Here is a 16487-nt window from a genome sequence, read left to right on the forward strand (position 1 = left end):
CGAACGCCGCGCCGACCTCCACCAGGGCCTCCTGGAACTCGCCTGCAGCATCATCTGCCTCCGACGACTCCGACCTTCATTCTGAAACGATCAGTTAGCAGGGGAGAAGCGTGCGGTCTGAGGAACACGTGGGGTGGGAGCGGGACTTCCCGGTCCGGTATCTCCTGGTGCGGGAGGACATCGACGGTGAGGAGGAGGGCGTGCTGTGGGGGCGGTGCGCGGAGGTCGAGGGCCTGTTCATGGACGCGCCTCCGCTGCCGCGAGAGGTCCTGACGCTGCGCGGCTGCCCGCGCGAGAGCCTGCTGGTCCAGGCCGTGACGGACAGCGCCGAACCGGTGCGGCTGCTGGGGGACGGAATGCTCTCTATCGAGCCTGAGGATCCCTCGAACGGCGGGCCAGCCCGCTTCTGGGACCTGGAGGACACGGCTGTTCTGGCCCAGTGGCCCACGCCGGGCGATCCCGGGCGCGTGGACATCGTCGTGGGCACCGGCGTCAGAGAGGACGACTACTGCGGCAGCAAGCGGCTGCCCCCGAGCCCGCGGTTCGACCTGTGGTTCCCCTCGATCCGGGGGGACAGCCCATCGGGTGGTTGCCGTTCCATCGACGGCCTGCTCACCCCGCGCCCGCAGCGACCCACCCAGCCCGTGCACCTGGTCGGCTGCGAACCCGCCGCACCGCTTCTGGCCCTGCTGTGTAGTCCCCTTCCGCAGGAGGGCGGCCCGATCACGCTCTGGTGCCTCGATCGCCACGGCCGGACGATGACCGGGTACCACCTCGACCTGGACACCGTCGAGGCACGACCATCCGTCCTCGGCGGATCCCTGATCGACGTCACCATCACCGACCCCGGTGACGACCGCCCCACCCTGGCCGCCCGCGCAGTCTGGGAGATCTGGTCCGACGGTGTTCCCACGCGGCCCAACCAGTGGGCACAGTTCGACGCCGAGGGCCGGTCCGAGTGGCTGGACCTCACCCGCGTCGGCCCGTACGGGCCGCAGGGCCTCTCCGGCGGGACGTACCACCTGGACGGACAGCACGTCACCGACAGGACCGGCTTGCTTCTGGCACTCGGCGAAGCCCTGCTCGGCCCTGGCGCCAACTACGGCAGAGACCTGGACTCGGTGCAGGACTACCTGTGCGGCGGGCCCTCCGTCGTCCCCCCGTTCACCCTCGTCTGGCACAACGCCGACATCGCCCGCCACGCCCTCGCCGGACACATCCTGTACCACCTTGGCGGCCTGTCCTACTTCGAGGAGACCGTGAACCTCCTCCGCGAGTACGGCGTCACCGTCGTACTCCAGTAAGGGAAACGACGGGACAATCCCGGACCCCTTGAAGGCGGCACCTGACCAGGAGAAGGAACGAAGTGGGCAATGGCCTGGTCCGTCAGAGCCGGGTTGTCTCGCCTCCTGAGACCCGGCCGGCGCTACGGGCATCGCGGTACGCAGTACAGGAGGTATTGCGCGGGCCTTGCGGGGGGGGCCTATGGCGTTTGCGCCCACGCAGCCATAGCTCGGTGAGGCAGGCGGGGCGCTGTCGGCGTCCTGGGTTACGGTCGGGAGGTCCTGCTGGGACTGTCCGTTCCCGCCTGGCCTCTGAGCCCGGTCAGGCGGGAACGGGTGCGTGCTCCCTACGTTCCGGCACGGGAGCAGGCTCTTCCGGATGGAAGACCGACACCGTTGGTGCCTGGGTTCCATTGAGTCGGGTTCGCCGCGCGATTTCAAGGAAAACCGGGAACTTCCCGCCGGAAGTGCGGCTTTGCACCCCCTACGCGCGGGAGCGCGCCCGCGCGCCCGGTTCGGACCACGATGCCCCCGGCAATGTCATTGTTCCGTGATTCCTTGATCACGTTGTGTAGCAACTCGGCGTCCGGCAATGCTGGTTGCTCTCCTTAGGGCCGTGGCCGGCACCACCGCCCCAAGGTGCCCGTGAGCTTCCGGATGAGCCGCGGGACTGACAGACCGCACCCTGGAGTTTCCATGGCCCGGAAGCAGATAGTGATCGCCGCCACGACCGTGACGGTGTTCGCCTGGAGCATCGTGATAGTCGCGTTCGGCCAGACAGCCGCAGTCGCCACCATCGCCCCTGCCCTCGCCCTGACCGTGCAGCAGATCGTGCGCTCCACCCGCACACGGACCGATCCGGCATCGGGACACCGCGCAGCACCGTCCCGCGATAAGGAGGCCGGCGCGCCGTGACCAGCCCACTCGACCCCCAGTACCGCCGGACAGACCGGCCCCCGTACGGCCCGGGCGCAAGCTCGGGCCCATCGCAGCCAGCGTGGGCAGCGCACACCGCGCGTGGCTGGAGCCCATGCGCGACAACTACCTGCACAGCGGGCTGACCCTCAGCGAGCTCAGCGTCCGGGTCCGCTTCGCCAAGTCCAAACTCTCCGAGCTGCTGCGCGGCATGGGCCTGTACCCCAGGTGGGAGATCATCCACAGCTTGTCCGTCGAGCTGGGGCTCTCGCAATGGCCCCTGTACCAGCTGTGGCGCCAGGCCGCAGTCGAGGCCCACAAGAGCCGGGAATGGATCGAGCGGTCCGTGGAGAAGACCGCTGTGGCCACCACCCACACCGCGCCTCCCCTGGACCACCAAGCCTTCCGCGAACTGGTGGAGAACAACTACCGCCTCTACGCCCAGGCATTCCTGGACGGCGACCACCTCGAGGCCGCGGTATCCCGCACCTTCGACATCCTCTGGCTCCGCTGGAACGACGCACTCGGCAGCCCAGACCTGCGCCGATTCGCCTGGCAAGCCCTACGCGCCACCGTCATGTCCCGAACCCCGCACCTGGACGGCCGACCCTCATTCGGGGACGCCGCCTTCGACACGATCGCTCTGCAAACCCTGGCCGACACCGCCGACCGCCTGAACCAGATCGCGGAAAGCCTCGAACTGTTCTCAGCGATGAGCCGGATGCCCGATCACCAGCTCGACGTCATGGTCCTGCGCCACCTGTGTGGACTTCCCCCCGAGGACGCCTCCGCCCTCCTCGGCGTCCCGCTGGCCACAGTGCAGTCCGACGAGCGCCACGCAGTGCACTTCCTGGAGAGCGTCATCTGCCCGCCGTCCGACACCGAAGGAAACACCCCATGACGCGCATCGACGAGATCCTCTCCCGCGCCCTGCTCGCCCGCGACCGCACCGTCCCACGCGACATCGTCCCCCGCCCCGCACCGGCAGCCGGCCACGCCGAGGCACAGCCCGGCACAGACGCCCCGCTCAACCCGGCGGCACGAGACTTGCGCGCACTGTGCGAAACCCTCGTGACCCACACCCCCGCCAGCACGGTCGCCGACTTCATCACCGACCAGGTACCCGAACCACGCAGCGCACTGGTCTTGGCCTGTGTACTCCAACTGACCGACACCGACGACGGAGCACGCTTTTGGTGGCAGTACGCAGCCGGCGCCGGACAGGCCATCGCCGCCTACTGCCTCTACCTCCACCACCTGGCCCTCGGCGAGAGAACCACTGCCGACTGGTGGCACCGCCAGACCGACGACGTTCAGCCCCCACCCAACCCCCCGGCACGAAAGCCCAACCCAGCTCCACGGACCGCAGGCGCCTGGAATCCCGCACAGCACCAGATCGCCCACAGCCCCGCCACCACGATCATGGAACTCCTACGCGACCTCGCACACGCCACCTCGCGACCCCGGACAGCCGTCGTCACCGAACTCATGGCCTACGTCCCCACCGCAGTCGCGAGCGGTTACCTCCGCCAGCCTGAGACGGAACTACCCATGCCAGGTCCCGGATTCGCCCGGCGCATCCGCCTGCTCCTCGCTGAAGCAGGCAGCCGAATTGATCTTGAAACCGTCAGCGCAGAGCCACGTGAGAAAGCTGAGCCAGTCAACCAGCGCGCTGCCGAGACCGAGCAACCGCAGATCGAAGAAGCCGCGAAACGGTGACAGCTTGCGGACTGCCCCACACGCGGCAGCCACCGACGAACGGCGAGCCGTTGCACCTCGCGGTGGCCTGTAACTCGAGTAGGTCACCAGAGTGAAATCGCCTGTCAGCCTTCGCGCAGAGGAGTGATGAGCAGGTGCCGCGGTTGTGGGCGTACGGCTCGGATAGCTATCAAGATCAAATCAACGCGTATGGAGCGATCCACGCCCGATCATCATTGCGATATATAGAAGGGACCCCTGCATGACCCTGCTTCGCTCGGTTCTCTCATCCCTTGGCGGTGTCGCGCTCACTTCGGCCTTGCTGCTGACTTCCGTCCAACCTGCCGCCGCCACGACACCCACCGCATGCCGAGGGTCCTCGTGCACAGGAAAGAACCCACAGAGTCAGGGATGCGGATCCGGCGCCAAGGTCATTGACCGGATCACCCCGGCCGGAGGCGGACCCGAGGTCGAACTACGCAACTCGACCCGGTGTAGTGCCGCCTGGGCACGTATCCAGAAGGCGAACAGCAGTTGGCGGTTCAAGCTCCAGATCAGGGGCGGAGCGACCTACACGGCGAATGCCTCGCCCTCCTACGCCGCCTACACCCAGATGGTCGGATCGAGCAACGCCTACCGCGCCTGCGTCGAGATCTACGACGGCCAGGGAGGCAGCTGGTCTTGTACCGGCTGGCACTGAGGCAAAGAGCGCGCGGCGCCCGCTGTCCGGGCCGATCGACGACGCCGACCCGGCGTCCTACCGCTACCCAACCGACGGCCTCGTCGTCGTTGCAGGCCGTAGGCGATTGAGGGTTGGTGTGGTCTGGGCTGCACGCGCCGTCGGCGCTGTGTTCCGGACGCGGCGGGGCAGGTACCCGGCGGTCGTGGTCACATACATGTGGCCTAGTCTCATCGCTGGCCACATGGCCAGGGTATGGATGCCTTTCGGATTACCCTTCCGTGCCGGGCCAGGTCTCCCCGAGAAGTCGGGGAGACCTGGTGTCAAGAGGCCTCGCCGAGTGCGCGACGAGGCCCTTTCTATTTGCCGACCCGGCCTAAGACGCGCGGTCCTGACTCGCCTGAGCCGACGCCGCGGAAGGACCCGAATGAGACGCTGGGGGAGTGGCGTCCTGGGAACGTCGCGGCCACGGGAGCGCAGCACACAGGGCTGCTACACCGAGCATGTAGTTGCCCTGTTCTGCACTGATCATTCCGCCGAGGAGCAGGCCGGTTGACGTGCCGATCATCATGACGGGAAGTGCGATTCTGGCCAGGGCAGCTGCTCGTGCTCGCTTGATCGCTTTGGCTCGGGGTACTGTGCTCATAAGGCACCCTCCAGGGTTGTCCTTACGAGGCCTTGATCGTCGCCCGCCAAAGCTGCCGGTCAGGGCCTCGGTGCTGTCGAGTGCACGACCGGATTTCCGGAGGGTCGTGCATTGGTCGAAGATCGTTTTGAGGGCTTGCGAGATTCGAGGTTCCGCGAATCGGTCAGCTGAACCGATCATCTGCTGGGGTTGCGGCTGCCGCAGTCTTTGCCTCCTCCTCGGGCGCTGGTTCCTGACAGTACCTGGGCCACCGCCGGTTGAAACCCCTAGATCATTAACGGCGTGTAGGGCCGCTTCGAAGTCGAGGCTGTGGTTCGCGCGTGGGGCATGCCGCACATCTTTCGGTGCGTGTTCACCGGGCGGGGCCGGAGAGCTTGTCCCTACCTTCGCGGATGCGGTGCCGCTGCGAACGCTTGCCGCCAGTTAGCCATGTGGTCGGACAACTACCGCTGACGTCAGACAAGATGACATGATTCCTGTACGGAATTGGACGGTTCTGGACGGTGGGGGCAGGTACGGGGTGGGACGGGCCGGGCAACTTCATAAGCCGCAGATCGGTGGGGCGCATGGCGAGCTCAAGGCAGCGCTGCACAGGTTGCACCTGCATGCCGGGCGGCCGAGTCTGGCGGACATCGCTCGCCAGTTGAGCGGGGCTGGCATTTCAAGAAGCACCGTCCACGACGCGTTCAGCAGTCCACGGCTGCCGAAATGGCGAGTGATCGACGCACTTGTGGAGATCCTCTCGGCGCAGACACCTGGCGGCCGGCCGGAGGAAGATCAAGCCGTACTGCATGAGGTGTGGCTGCGGGCCGCCCAGGAGAGCGATGAGCAGCACGCCGCACCGATCCGGCGGGCGAGTGACGAAACTGAGGCCCTAGCCCACACGATGCAGCGACTTCTGCTGCCCGACCGACTGCCGAAGATCGCTGGAGTAGAGCTGGCGAGCCGTTATCTGCCGCGTACGGAGCTAGGCGGTGGGGGCGACTGGTTCGACGCAATTCCGCTACCCGAAGGGCAGGTCGCCTTGGTGGTCGGCGACGTTATGGGCTATTCCGTGCTCTCTGTTGCGCTCATGGCACAGATCCGCAGTGCGATGCGTGTCCTGGTTGAACTGGGACTGCAGCCGCACGAGGTACTGAACCGTCTTGATGCCCAGGCCCAACGTCTCAGCGACTACCAAATGGCCACCTGCCTGTGTGCCGTCTATGACCCTGATGCTCGGCGCCTGGACATCTCCAGCGCCGGACACCTGCCCCCTCTGTGGTTTTCCGACGGGGAGGCCATGTTGCTGGAAGTCCCCACAGGGATGCCGATTGGGGTTGGGACGGGAAACGATTGCGAGACCGCGAGCTACTCCGTTCCCCCGGAGACCACACTCCTGCTGTTCACTGACGGACTTGTCGAGTCGCGTCGCCAAGGCGTCGATGATGGACTCGGCAGACTCAGGATGCGGCTGGGTACAGCGATCGCCGAGTCTGCGGAGGGGCAAGTGTTCGATCTGGAGCCGTGGTGCGACCTGGCACTGCAGAACATGGCCAACGAGACACGCGAGGACGACGTGGCACTGTTGGCCGCCCGCCTCTCATAGAAGCCTTAGACCGTGTCCTATGTGATGAGGCGGACGAGCCGTTTGTAGCAGCAAAGGGCAGCGGCGAGGCCGAGGAAGGCCAGGTAGTTGCGAGGATCGCGTTCGTATCGGTGGTTGAGCCGGCGGTAGCCGGTAAGCCAGGACACGGTGCGTTCAATGACCCACCTTCGGCGGCCGAGTCGTTCGCTGGACCAGACCCGCGAACAGGGGGTGTGGGCGGGTCGGGCGCGAGGGCGGCGCGCTTACCGGCTCATCCCGTGGGCCGTCTCCGCTTGCGGCACCGAGCCGTCGGCGTCCAGCCCGTATCGCCGTATCCGCTCCGCTTCCGCGGGATGGCCTGCGTCCTCCCGCAGCCGCGCCAACTCCTGCACGGCCGAGTGATAGCCGCAGTTGGCGGCATCCAGGGCCAACCGTGAGGCCCCTTCCAGGTCCCCAGCTTCTACCCGCCGCCCGATCAGCCGACCCAGGACATCTGGTTCGCCCACGAGAACGGCGGCCCAGTCCAACTCCCGTGCATCTTGCTCGTATCCCGCCTCTTCCCGCAGCCGCGCCAAGTTCTGCAGCACCGAGGGGTGGCCTCCGGCGGAGGCTTCTCGAGCCAACCGTTCCGCATCTTCCCGCTCACCGGCCTTCTCCCGCAGCACGGACAGCTCGTACAGGGCCCAGGTATCCCCGGCGGAAGCGGCTGCCCGGGCCAGTTGCTCGGCCTTGCGCCGGTCCCCGGCGTTCTCACGCAACAACGCCAGCTCGTACAGCGCCGAGGCATCCCCGCCGGCACCGGCCTCCCTGGCCAGCCGCTCCGCAGCCGCCTGGTCTCTGGCTTCCTCCCGCGCCATCGCCAGGTCGTACAAGGCCGGGGTGTACCCGGCGTCGGCAGCTTCCTGCAGCAGCGACTGCGCTTCAGCCATGTCCCCGCGTTCCTGCAGATGTTCCATCAGGTCGTAGACGGCGTCGGTGCGCCCTGCTTCCGCAGCCTCCCGAAGCAACGCCTCTGCCGCGTCCCGGTCTCCAGCCTTTTCCCGAAACCCTGCCAGCTTGTGCAGAGCCCACGCGCCTCCGGCATCGCCAGCCTCCCGAAACAGGACCTCTGCCCCTGCCGGATCCCCGAGTACCCACCGAAGGTGTGCCAACTCGCGCAGTATCCCGGTGTCTCCGTCGGCCTCCCGGGCAAGCTTCGTCGCCTCGTCACGGGCTCCAGCGCGCTCCAGCCGCTCCATCAGAGCGTAGCGAGATGCAACGTCTCCCCTTGCGGATGCTTGCCGTAGCACCGCCTCTGCGCGGTCCGGTTTCCCGGCCGCGTCCTGAAGGTTTGCCATCTCCCGCCAGGCCCAGCAGACGCCGGCGTCGGCAGCCTGCTCGAAAAGCACCATCGCATGCGCTACGTCTCCCTCTCGTTTCCGCAGTATCGCCAGCCGTGCCACGGCGGTGGCCTCGCTGTCCTTGGCGGCCTGCTGGTATAGGGAGGCGGCGATGCGGTAACGACCGCGCTGCTCCGCGGCAGCACCGAGTCTGGTCATATCGGCGGCTGCCGCGTGCTGCTGGACGGCCATCCAGAACGTCGCAGGCGGGAACATGCCGCGGCGGGTGGTACGGGCGTGGTGATCGAGGTAGTCGGCGAGCCGGTACAGGCCCGGGAGCGAGCCCATACCCGTGGGATGGGCCACCGGCTCTAAGACGGCCGCCACTCCCAGCACCTTCTGCCGCGCGTAGCCGAGGGCGCCGGCAAACCACGTGCCGGGATCTGCGGCAGCCCGTTGCCGCTCGGTCAGGTACCCGGGCACGGCAGCTTCCAGGAACGCCTCGCTGAGAGGCGACGTATGGCCGAGACGGCGAGCGTCCATAGCGACCTGGATGAGCGCGTGGCTTGCACCCCTGGCTCCGTAGAAGCGCTCGAGGAGGACGGGTACTCCGGCCAGGTACTGGGTGATCTGCTGGCCCTCGGCGCGTTCGGCGGCCTCTTTGAGCCGCGGATCATCCCCGGCTTGGCCGTCCAAGGCGGCGAGCTCGACCGGGGAGAACTCGTCCGGCACGTCGATCTTGTGCCCGGTCAGCAGTTTCCGGGCGTGCGCATGCGAGTCGTGGCGCGAGGTCAGGGTGTCCCAGTGTTCCGACCAGAGGGTGGCCACCACCAGAACCGGGCCCCGCTCCACGTTGCTGAGCAGAGCCCGGACCCCCGCCGCGACCTGCTCACCGAGCCCTTCAGGGGCCAGGTATAGCTGGGCCTCGTTTAGCCAGACCACGGTGCGTGGCGCGACATTGTCGAGCTCGGCGAGTGCGACTTTGAGGCGGCTGGAATCTGGATGCCACAGCCGCCACTTGTCCGGCAGCCTTTTGACCGCCTCCCAGGCGGAGCGGGTCTTGCCCGTGGAGGGCCCGCCGACCAGGACCGTCATGCCGCTGTGCCCGGCGGCAGCGGCGTCGACCGCCTCGCGCAGCGGCGCGTCGTATTCGCGGGGTACGTAGGCGGGCAGGGCACCGAGCTGGTCGCGAGCGGTGCCGACATCGAGGGCGTGGTGGACCTCGAGGTCGTCCACGACCTGCTGGTCACCAAACTCACGGATTGGCTGCCTGCGGGGACGGCCATGTGGACATCGACGCACAACTGCCCGATCCGTGCAGCCTGAGCGTTCTCGTTCCAGGCGGCGCCGCGGGCCAGCACCATGGCGACTGCGACTGCGTCCGCCTGCTTAGGCGGCAAGGACGGGCCGCTGATGCACCGGTGCACGGTGTCGCGGCTCGGCGACCCCGGCAGCTCGTTGTCGTCTGCGATGGCCTTGGTGATCTCGTCCAGGCTGGGAGCTCCCGCGGCGAGGTACGCCTCGTAGAGCAGGTCCTTGAGCTCCCGCAGGGCGGGCGGCCAGCCGACCTGTGCCCGGGCCAGCGTCCGCGGCCGCCGGGTGGGGCCGTCCCCCTTGTCGCGACTCATCGCACCATCATCCCCGGCCGCAGCCCGGGGTGGGGCCTGAACTGCGGTGATTGCAGGGCGAGCACGGCGGTCGTCGCGACTGGGAGTTGATCTTCACGCAGGGCGAATGGTGGAACTCAAGCCGGCCGGCTGCCCACCCGCTGACCTGACCTGTGGAGGTCATCATGTCCCGCAAGCGCAAGCGCCAGAATCGTCGTGACGGCGAGGATCTGCGCAATGCCGCCGTGGGCGGCGCAGTGTCCGGCTTCTTTCGCTCCGTGATCGACTGGGTACTCGACCAGCTTTCCTGGTGACCCAGCTTCCCACGGCAGCCCCCGCATGGCGCTACCCCGCCCACTGGGCGGGGTAGCGCCATGCCTGCGTGCCGGTCGCAGCCCGGCGCCCGGCACGCGCGGACGAACCGGGCAACCCGGCTTGTCGGCGCACGGTGCCAGGCTGACGGCATGGACGAGCTGATGCCGCGCCGCGTCTACGGCACCGACGCCGACGACCCGCACCCGGGACCGCGCCCCGGGCACGTCTACCGCGAACTGTGCGGCGGCCCGCTGGACGGGCTGCTCCTGGACGTCACCGGTTGGACGGAGACCGAACGCGCCACCGGAGCTCCGCTGCGCACCGGCATCGGTAGCTTCGGGCCCGGCGGGCGCAGCGTGTACGGGCCGCGCCCGACAGATCCGGCCCGCTGGGACTGGCAGGGCGACGCCCGCTGACCGGGCGGAGACACCAGGCGTGGCACCCTGCTGGGCATGCACAGCGATCCGAGCGCCACTCCGCCGGCCGTGGCCGGCCCGGGTGACTACCTGCACGGTCTCGCCGCCTACCGGGCGGCGCGCCGGACGTTGCTGGCGACGCTCGGCGTGGAGCAGTCGAACCGGGATCCTTTGTCGGAGTTCGCGGAGCGTTTCGTGGCCGCTTTGTGGGGTGGACGGCTCGCGGCATCCCGCGTCCAGCGGCACTACGATATCGAGACCCCGAACGGGGAGAAGATCCAGGTCAAGTACCTCGCCAACGCCTCCGTGTCGTGGGTGAACGAGCACCCGGTGCACCGCTTCCCGGGGGTCGACTGGTACGTCCTGGTGCTGTTCGAGGCCTTCGAGGTGGTCGGAGTGGTCGGCTTCCCGCCCGATCTCACGGAGATCTGCGCGGCTTTGGGCAAACAGCATCCTCACCAGGAGCGCCATCTGCAGTTCACCCGCCGCAACTGGCTGACCATCCGGGACCACGCCGAGGCCTACCGGGCGCTCAATGTGCGCATCTGGCTGCCCCCTTTCACCTGAGTGGCCAGGTCGCCGAGCCGCCGGCGGCCCTTCACCGCCTCGGGGTGTACCAGGGGATCAGGCGCAGCAGGAGGTCGAGGGTGCGGGCGGCGGCCCGGCGGGTGTCCGGGTTACGGGCGAAGGCCGCCCCGAGCGCCACGGCGGCCAGCACGACCAGATAGCCCAGGACCGCCGCGCCGACGGCGATCGCCGCGGTCCGCCCGGCGGGCAGGGCGGCCAGCCCGGTCAGTCCGGCCACTGGCAGCGCTGCCAGTGTGCGGCGCCGCGGCCGCTGTGAGCCCTCGCTTGCCATGAGGTGCTCCTGTCCCTTGTTGCCCCGGTGGCCGGATGCCTGCCGGGGGCTACTGATCCCCAGTCAGCCAGAGCCGCAATTTTTCAATCCGTGTCACTTCGCGGGGTTCTAAAATCCGGGGTATGGCACGCAGCGGACCCAGCCCGGCCGACCAGGAGCTGATCGCGGCGCTCGCGGAGCAGGGCCTGCAGGTCTCCTTGACGCAGCTCGAGCGGTGGCGCCTCGCAGGCCTGCTGCCCCGCCATGAACGCCACTATCTCGGCCGGGGCCGGGGCTCGGTGTCGGTCCTGGCCCCGGCCACCGTGCAGATCGCCGCTGTCCTGGCCCGGCACGCCCGTCAAGGCCGGGACCTGCGCTGGGCGGTGCTGGACTGGTTCGCCGAAGCCGGCCGCGCCCCGGCCACGCCCGAGCCGCCGGATCACGCGGTGTGTGCCGCAGTGGTGTGGGCCGTCGAAAACAGCCCGATCCAGCGCCTGCTTCAGCAAGCCCGCGCAGCACACACCGACCAGCTGCAGGACGCCTTCTACGCCGCGGCCGAGGCCATCGTGCCCGCCGGGACGCCCGGCGTCGACGTGGTGGCCATGCGGGCCAGTTTGCTGGGCGGAGGCGACGTCCCGCCCGAAGCCCTGGAGCGTGGGGAAGGGCACGGCCTGGCGCATCTGATCGCCGTCCTGGGCATGGGCTACCGGGAAGTGGGCGCCGACGCCCTCGCGCTGGCGATGGCCTCCACCGGCGCGTATCCGCAGATGTCCGCCGAGGACTGGGCGCAGATCATCACCGACCTGGAACTCACCGGCGCCCTGAACGACCCGCTCGCCGAGGCCGCCGGCACCGACCCGCTCTCCACCGGCCGCAACGCCACCGCCGACGAGCTGCGAGCCGCACGCGCCGTGTACTACCTCCTGGGCTACGTCGGGTCGCACCTGGTGATGCACGCCCTGCTGATGCCCGACACCCCGGCACAAGCGGCGCTGCGCGCCACGGTGGAGCGGATGGGGATGACGTCGATGCTGATGGTGTTGGCCACAGGGCACCGCAATCCGCGCACCTTCGCCGATCACCTCGTCGCCTGTCTCCAGCCGGACCTCGTCCGCATGCACGACGAGCTGCTCGAACAGGTCACCGGCGGGCCGTCCTTGATGGACCGAAGCGGGGGACAAGCACCGCATGACCCCGAGCAGTTCATGAAGGACTGGATCGCCACCCTCACCGCTCTGGCATGAAGGTGTGACGCGCTGCCCCAGAGGCGCCGGAGCATCGTCGGCGGCGGTCGGGGACGGATGCAAGGTGCGGTCCGGGTGCCGGGGGCGTGGAGCAGGCAGGTGGCTCGGTGGTGGCGTGCAAGAGCCCCTCCCACGGGGCCGGCGGGGTGCCGGGGCCGTCGGGAGGGGCCGGTTCGGTGCCTGGTGTGAAGCTCGTCGGGTCGACCGCCGCGCGGATCGGTTCCGCCCGCGCAGTCCCGTGCAGCGTGTTCTTCGTGTAAAGATCTGGCTCGTACAGCGTGAATGCCGGTGGGGCAGGGGGCGGCGCATGGGGGACAAAGAGGATCTGTTCGAGGCTTCGGCGTCCGTGGTGGGCTATATCTACCAGCTCAGGAAGGCGCTGTACGCGTGCATCGAACGCCATGGGCGAGGACTCGACTGGTGCATTGCGATTGAGGCTGGCGACGACATCGAAGAGATCACCGACCGTGGCAGGGTCCTGTCCCAGCTCAAGCATCGAGCGGCGGGCGTCAGCCTGACCGACTCCAGCACGGATTTGTGGAAGACACTGCGGATCTGGGCGCACGCCATCACTCACGAGCGTGTCGATCTGGACGGGACGGACCTGCTGCTGCTGACCACAGCCGATCTACCGGCAGGCTCCGTGGGTTTTCTCCTGCAGCCTGTGGTCAGCGGCGTTCGGGACGAAGAACGCGCCCTTGAAGCACTGGTGGCTGCCAGACAGGCTTCGGTCAGCAGGGAGAACGGGAAGGCGTACGAAGCCTTCGACAAGCTCTCGGAGGCCGAGCGTCGCAGCATGGTCGCCCGGATCCAGGTCGTCGGTCACGCGCCGGACATCGACGCCATGGAAGCCCTGCTGCTGGAAAAGGTCGTGCCTGCCGTGGGCCATCAGTACGCCGAGTCGTTTCTCGAGCGGCTGGAGGGCTGGTTCTACCGTCGTACCATCCGGCAGTTGCGCACGGACGAGATGGACGCGATCACAGGCGAGGAGTTCGACCAGATCTTCACAGACCTGCGCGACCAGTTCCGTCCGGGAAACCTGCCGATTGACGACGACATCGCCCTGCTTGAGCCCGATCCGTCCGACCACGTGGACATGGTCTTTGTCCGCCAGTTGGGCTTGATCAACGCTGGTGGCGCGCAGCTGAGGATCGCGGTGCGCGACTACATCCGCGCTTTCACCCAGCGTTCACGGTGGTCGGACGAGAACCTGCTGCTTCCAGGTGAGATCAGCCGGTACGAGCGCCGACTCATCGAAGAGTGGCAGGACATGTTCGCCGAGATGGAAGACAACCTCGGAGCCGAAGCGACGGAAGCCGAGAAGGTGGCGGCGGCCAAGGAGGTGTACCGGTGGGCAAGCCGGGAGGCGCGCCGCTGTATCCGCCCTGATTGCGATGAGCCGTTCGTCGCCAAGGGCTCCTTCCACCTTCTTGCTGACGACCTGCGTATCGGCTGGCACATCGACTTCCTCGCCCGACTCATGGCCGTCCTGGAGCCGGCGGAAGCGACGTCGGCATGACGGGATTCGCCGACTTCAGCCGCGAAGAGCGCGCCCTGTACAACCCGGCGTTCACCGCGCTCGTCACCAGCCGGGCCGTCCAAGGCCATCAAGCCCACTACGACCAGCCGTGTCCCGTCGCTGTTGCTGTACTCGCCGCCGTCATGGCACTGCAGCCGTCGGTCCGTCAGGCTTTGCCACGGACGACCAGCAACGGTCTGACGCGGTGGCTGGAGGAGAACAAGCACGTCAAGACGACGATGTCGCAGAATGCCACCGCCCTGGCGGCGGTGGTGCGGCCCGGGCTCCTGCTTGCATTGCAGACCCAGATGCTGAGCTGTGGTGCCGACGGGCAACTGCGCCTCTTGCCGGGCGCCCTCAAGAAGGCGATCACCGGCCGTACCGAAGAGCTCGCGGCCATCCAGAAGGCCTCGCACATGCTGGGGCGCTGGCTTCCCAGCACGGGCAGCGTGAGCACCGTTATGACACTGCTAGGAGTGCGGCCGTGACCTTCCAGATCAGCGCCATTTCGATCTACAACGACGACGGCGAGATCCGCACCGTCCCCTTCAAGACCGGCAAGCTCAACATCATCACCGGCGACTCGCGGCGCGGCAAGAGTGCCCTGCTCAACATCGTCGACTACTGCCTGGCCAGCGATGACTACGTCATCAAGGGCGCCGCGCTGCGAAATTTCGTTCGGGTCTTCGCCGTCACCCTGGTGAAGGGCCAGCAGCAGTTGTTCGTCGCCCGACCCGCTCCCACGGGCAAGGCCGCTACTGCGACCACCCTATGCATCACCACGCAAGCTCTCAGCGCCCCACCGCTCCCACGCGCACAGATCACCTTCTCCACGCCCCTCGACGTAGCCAAGGACCGCCTCTCGGAGTTCGCCGGCATCGACCGCACGATGAGCATCCCGGTCGTGCGCAGCAGCAGCCCCATCCCACCCTCGATCCGCCACGCCCTCTTCTTCTGCCTGCAGAAGCAGAACGAGATCGCCAACCCGGATCTGCTTTTCCACTCCCAGGGCCAGGACTTCCGGCCCGCCACCATCCGCGCGATGATCCCGTACTTCCTCGGCGCCATGGACCCTGAACAGGCACTGCGTGAGCACCGCCTGCGTCTGCTGCGCCAGGAACTTGCCGCCGTGGACACGGCCCTGGCCGCAGCCCGCAGTCTTTCGGCTGCGTCCGGCCAAGTTCTGGCCCTCCTCACCGAAGCCGTCGAAGCAGGACTTGTGGAACCCATGCCGCGCGAGGGGATGACCGCGGACGATGCGGTCGGATACCTGCGCCGCGCGGTAGCGAGGGCATCACCGCTGCACACCCCCGAGGCCGGGGACGATCCGGTTGCGGCCCTCCTGGACGACCGCCGTGGGCTCCGCGCACAGCACGCGCGTACCAGGACACGGATCGCCAACCTTAAGCGGGCTGTCCGGGAGAACAACGACTTCCTCGGCCAGGCCACCGAGCAGCACGCCCGCCTGGCCACCCTCGGCTTGCTCACCCGCGGTGCCACCGGCCACACCTCCCACTGCCCGGTGTGCGACAACCCGACCCCGCAGACTTCGGAAGTCGCCGATGTCATCGCCCGCGACCTCACCCGCCTCAACGCGGAGATGACGGTCATCGGCAACGACACTCCCGAGATCAACGCCCTGATCGCCGCCGAAGAGGACACGCTGCAGGAACTCCGTGCCGCGCTCGCGCGCAACCAGGAGCAACTGGATGTCCTCACGGCCGGCCAGCGTGCTGCCCAAGACCAGCCGGATGCCTACCGGCGGGCCGTGCTCGTCCAAGGCCGCATCAGTCTCTTTCTGGAGACTGCAGCACGCCACACGCAGACCCCCCACGTCGACGACCGACGCGAAGAGATCGCCACCAAGATTGCAGAGCTTGAGGAGGAGCTTGGCACCGGTACCCGTGACGACCGGCTGAACAGCTTCATTTCGCTGATCAGCCAGAAGATCAAGGGCAAGGCCGTAGACCTCGACCTGGAACACCACGAGTCGCCGATCCGGCTCGACCCACGGGCACTCACGGTCGTTGCCGACACCCCCCGTGGACCGGTACGCCTGTCGGACATGGGAGGAGGCGAGAACTGGCTCGGGTATCACGTTGCCGCCCTGCTCAGCCTGCAGGAATGGTTCTGCGAGCAGGACAACCCGGTACCGCGCCTTCTCATACTCGACCAGCCCTCCCAGGTTTACTTCCCGGAGGACGCACCCGATGGCAGCGCGCTGGCCGGACCTGACCGCATAGCCCTGCTGAACCTCTACAGAACGATCCAGCAGACCATCGACGCCTGCGACGGAGCTCTGCAGATCATCGTGATGGAGCACGCAGACCTGGACGAGGAGCCGTTCCGCAGCGCGGTCGAAGACCGGTGGAGGCGAAGCAACGGCAAGGCACTGGTCCCTCACACCTGGATCACCGAAGAGATCGGTGACCGCTAGCGAC

The 16487-nt window shown here is 67.8% G+C and carries 15 protein-coding genes and 1 pseudogene; 13 read left to right on the forward strand and 3 right to left on the reverse strand.

Annotated features, from left to right (window positions below; genetic code table 11):
* Positions 1-110: 110 nt before the first annotated feature.
* From PV410_RS43130 to PV410_RS43155, 6 genes are all read left to right on the forward strand, one after another.
* Positions 111-1304 (forward strand): barstar family protein, encoded by a 1194-nt coding sequence (locus PV410_RS43130; protein WP_500332149.1) that lies wholly within the window; start codon positions 111-113, stop codon positions 1302-1304.
* 675 nt (positions 1305-1979) lie between these two features.
* Positions 1980-2198, forward strand: coding sequence for a hypothetical protein (locus PV410_RS43135; RefSeq protein WP_500332150.1), 219 nt, complete (start codon positions 1980-1982; stop codon positions 2196-2198).
* An 82-nt stretch (positions 2199-2280) separates the two neighbouring features.
* The gene (locus PV410_RS43140) at positions 2281-3099 is read left to right on the forward strand and encodes an RNA polymerase sigma factor (RefSeq protein WP_500332151.1); all 819 of its coding nucleotides are present in this window, start codon (positions 2281-2283) and stop codon (positions 3097-3099) included.
* Entirely contained in the window at positions 3096-3917 is an 822-nt protein-coding gene (locus PV410_RS43145; RefSeq protein WP_500332152.1) for a hypothetical protein, read from the forward strand. The genes PV410_RS43140 and PV410_RS43145 overlap by 4 nt, the downstream gene beginning before the upstream one ends.
* 241 nt (positions 3918-4158) lie before the next feature.
* The gene (locus PV410_RS43150) at positions 4159-4596 is read left to right on the forward strand and encodes a DUF2690 domain-containing protein (RefSeq protein WP_500332153.1); all 438 of its coding nucleotides are present in this window, start codon (positions 4159-4161) and stop codon (positions 4594-4596) included.
* A 1145-nt stretch (positions 4597-5741) separates the two neighbouring features.
* On the forward strand, positions 5742-6809 hold the full coding sequence (locus PV410_RS43155) for a PP2C family protein-serine/threonine phosphatase (RefSeq protein ID WP_500332154.1): 1068 nt from the start codon (positions 5742-5744) through the stop codon (positions 6807-6809).
* A 17-nt stretch (positions 6810-6826) separates the two neighbouring features.
* Here PV410_RS43155 and PV410_RS43160 read toward each other — a convergent pair.
* Together PV410_RS43160 and PV410_RS43165 are read right to left on the reverse strand one after the other, a co-directional pair.
* Positions 6827-7000: pseudogene (locus tag PV410_RS43160) on the reverse strand (transposase); the annotation flags it as partial.
* Positions 7001-7051: 51 nt separating this feature from the next.
* Positions 7052-9343 (reverse strand): transcriptional regulator, encoded by a 2292-nt coding sequence (locus PV410_RS43165; protein ID WP_500332155.1) that lies wholly within the window; start codon positions 9341-9343, stop codon positions 7052-7054.
* Positions 9344-9899: 556 nt separating this feature from the next.
* Here PV410_RS43165 and PV410_RS43170 point away from each other — a divergent pair.
* From PV410_RS43170 to PV410_RS43180, 3 genes are all read left to right on the forward strand, one after another.
* On the forward strand, positions 9900-10028 hold the full coding sequence (locus PV410_RS43170; protein WP_500332156.1) for a hypothetical protein: 129 nt from the start codon (positions 9900-9902) through the stop codon (positions 10026-10028).
* Positions 10029-10178: 150 nt separating this feature from the next.
* Positions 10179-10445 (forward strand): hypothetical protein, encoded by a 267-nt coding sequence (locus tag PV410_RS43175; protein WP_500332157.1) that lies wholly within the window; start codon positions 10179-10181, stop codon positions 10443-10445.
* A gap of 36 nt (positions 10446-10481) precedes the next feature.
* Positions 10482-11012: a hypothetical protein gene (locus PV410_RS43180; protein ID WP_500332158.1), complete on the forward strand. Its 531-nt coding sequence runs from the start codon at positions 10482-10484 to the stop codon at positions 11010-11012.
* A gap of 31 nt (positions 11013-11043) precedes the next feature.
* Here PV410_RS43180 and PV410_RS43185 read toward each other — a convergent pair whose 3' ends face one another.
* Positions 11044-11304: a hypothetical protein gene (locus tag PV410_RS43185; RefSeq protein ID WP_500332159.1), complete on the reverse strand. Its 261-nt coding sequence runs from the start codon at positions 11302-11304 to the stop codon at positions 11044-11046.
* 122 nt (positions 11305-11426) lie between these two features.
* On the opposite strand from PV410_RS43185, the gene PV410_RS43190 reads away from it, so the two are divergent.
* The 4 genes from PV410_RS43190 to PV410_RS43205 all read left to right on the forward strand — a co-directional run bounded on the left by PV410_RS43190 (position 11427) and on the right by PV410_RS43205 (position 16483).
* On the forward strand, positions 11427-12527 hold the full coding sequence (locus PV410_RS43190; protein WP_500332160.1) for a hypothetical protein: 1101 nt from the start codon (positions 11427-11429) through the stop codon (positions 12525-12527).
* 307 nt (positions 12528-12834) lie between these two features.
* On the forward strand, positions 12835-14046 hold the full coding sequence (locus PV410_RS43195; protein ID WP_500332161.1) for an ABC-three component system protein: 1212 nt from the start codon (positions 12835-12837) through the stop codon (positions 14044-14046).
* A complete protein-coding gene (locus PV410_RS43200; RefSeq protein WP_500332162.1) occupies positions 14043-14534 on the forward strand; it encodes a three component ABC system middle component in 492 nt (163 codons plus the stop codon). The genes PV410_RS43195 and PV410_RS43200 overlap by 4 nt, the downstream gene beginning before the upstream one ends.
* Positions 14531-16483, forward strand: coding sequence for a DUF3732 domain-containing protein (locus PV410_RS43205; RefSeq protein WP_500332163.1), 1953 nt, complete (start codon positions 14531-14533; stop codon positions 16481-16483). Before PV410_RS43200 ends, PV410_RS43205 begins: the two co-directional genes overlap by 4 nt.
* Positions 16484-16487 lie beyond the last annotated feature (4 nt).

The organism is Streptomyces sp. PA03-5A, from assembly GCF_033792725.1.
In the GTDB taxonomy this organism is placed as follows: Bacteria; Actinomycetota; Actinomycetes; order Streptomycetales; family Streptomycetaceae; genus Actinacidiphila.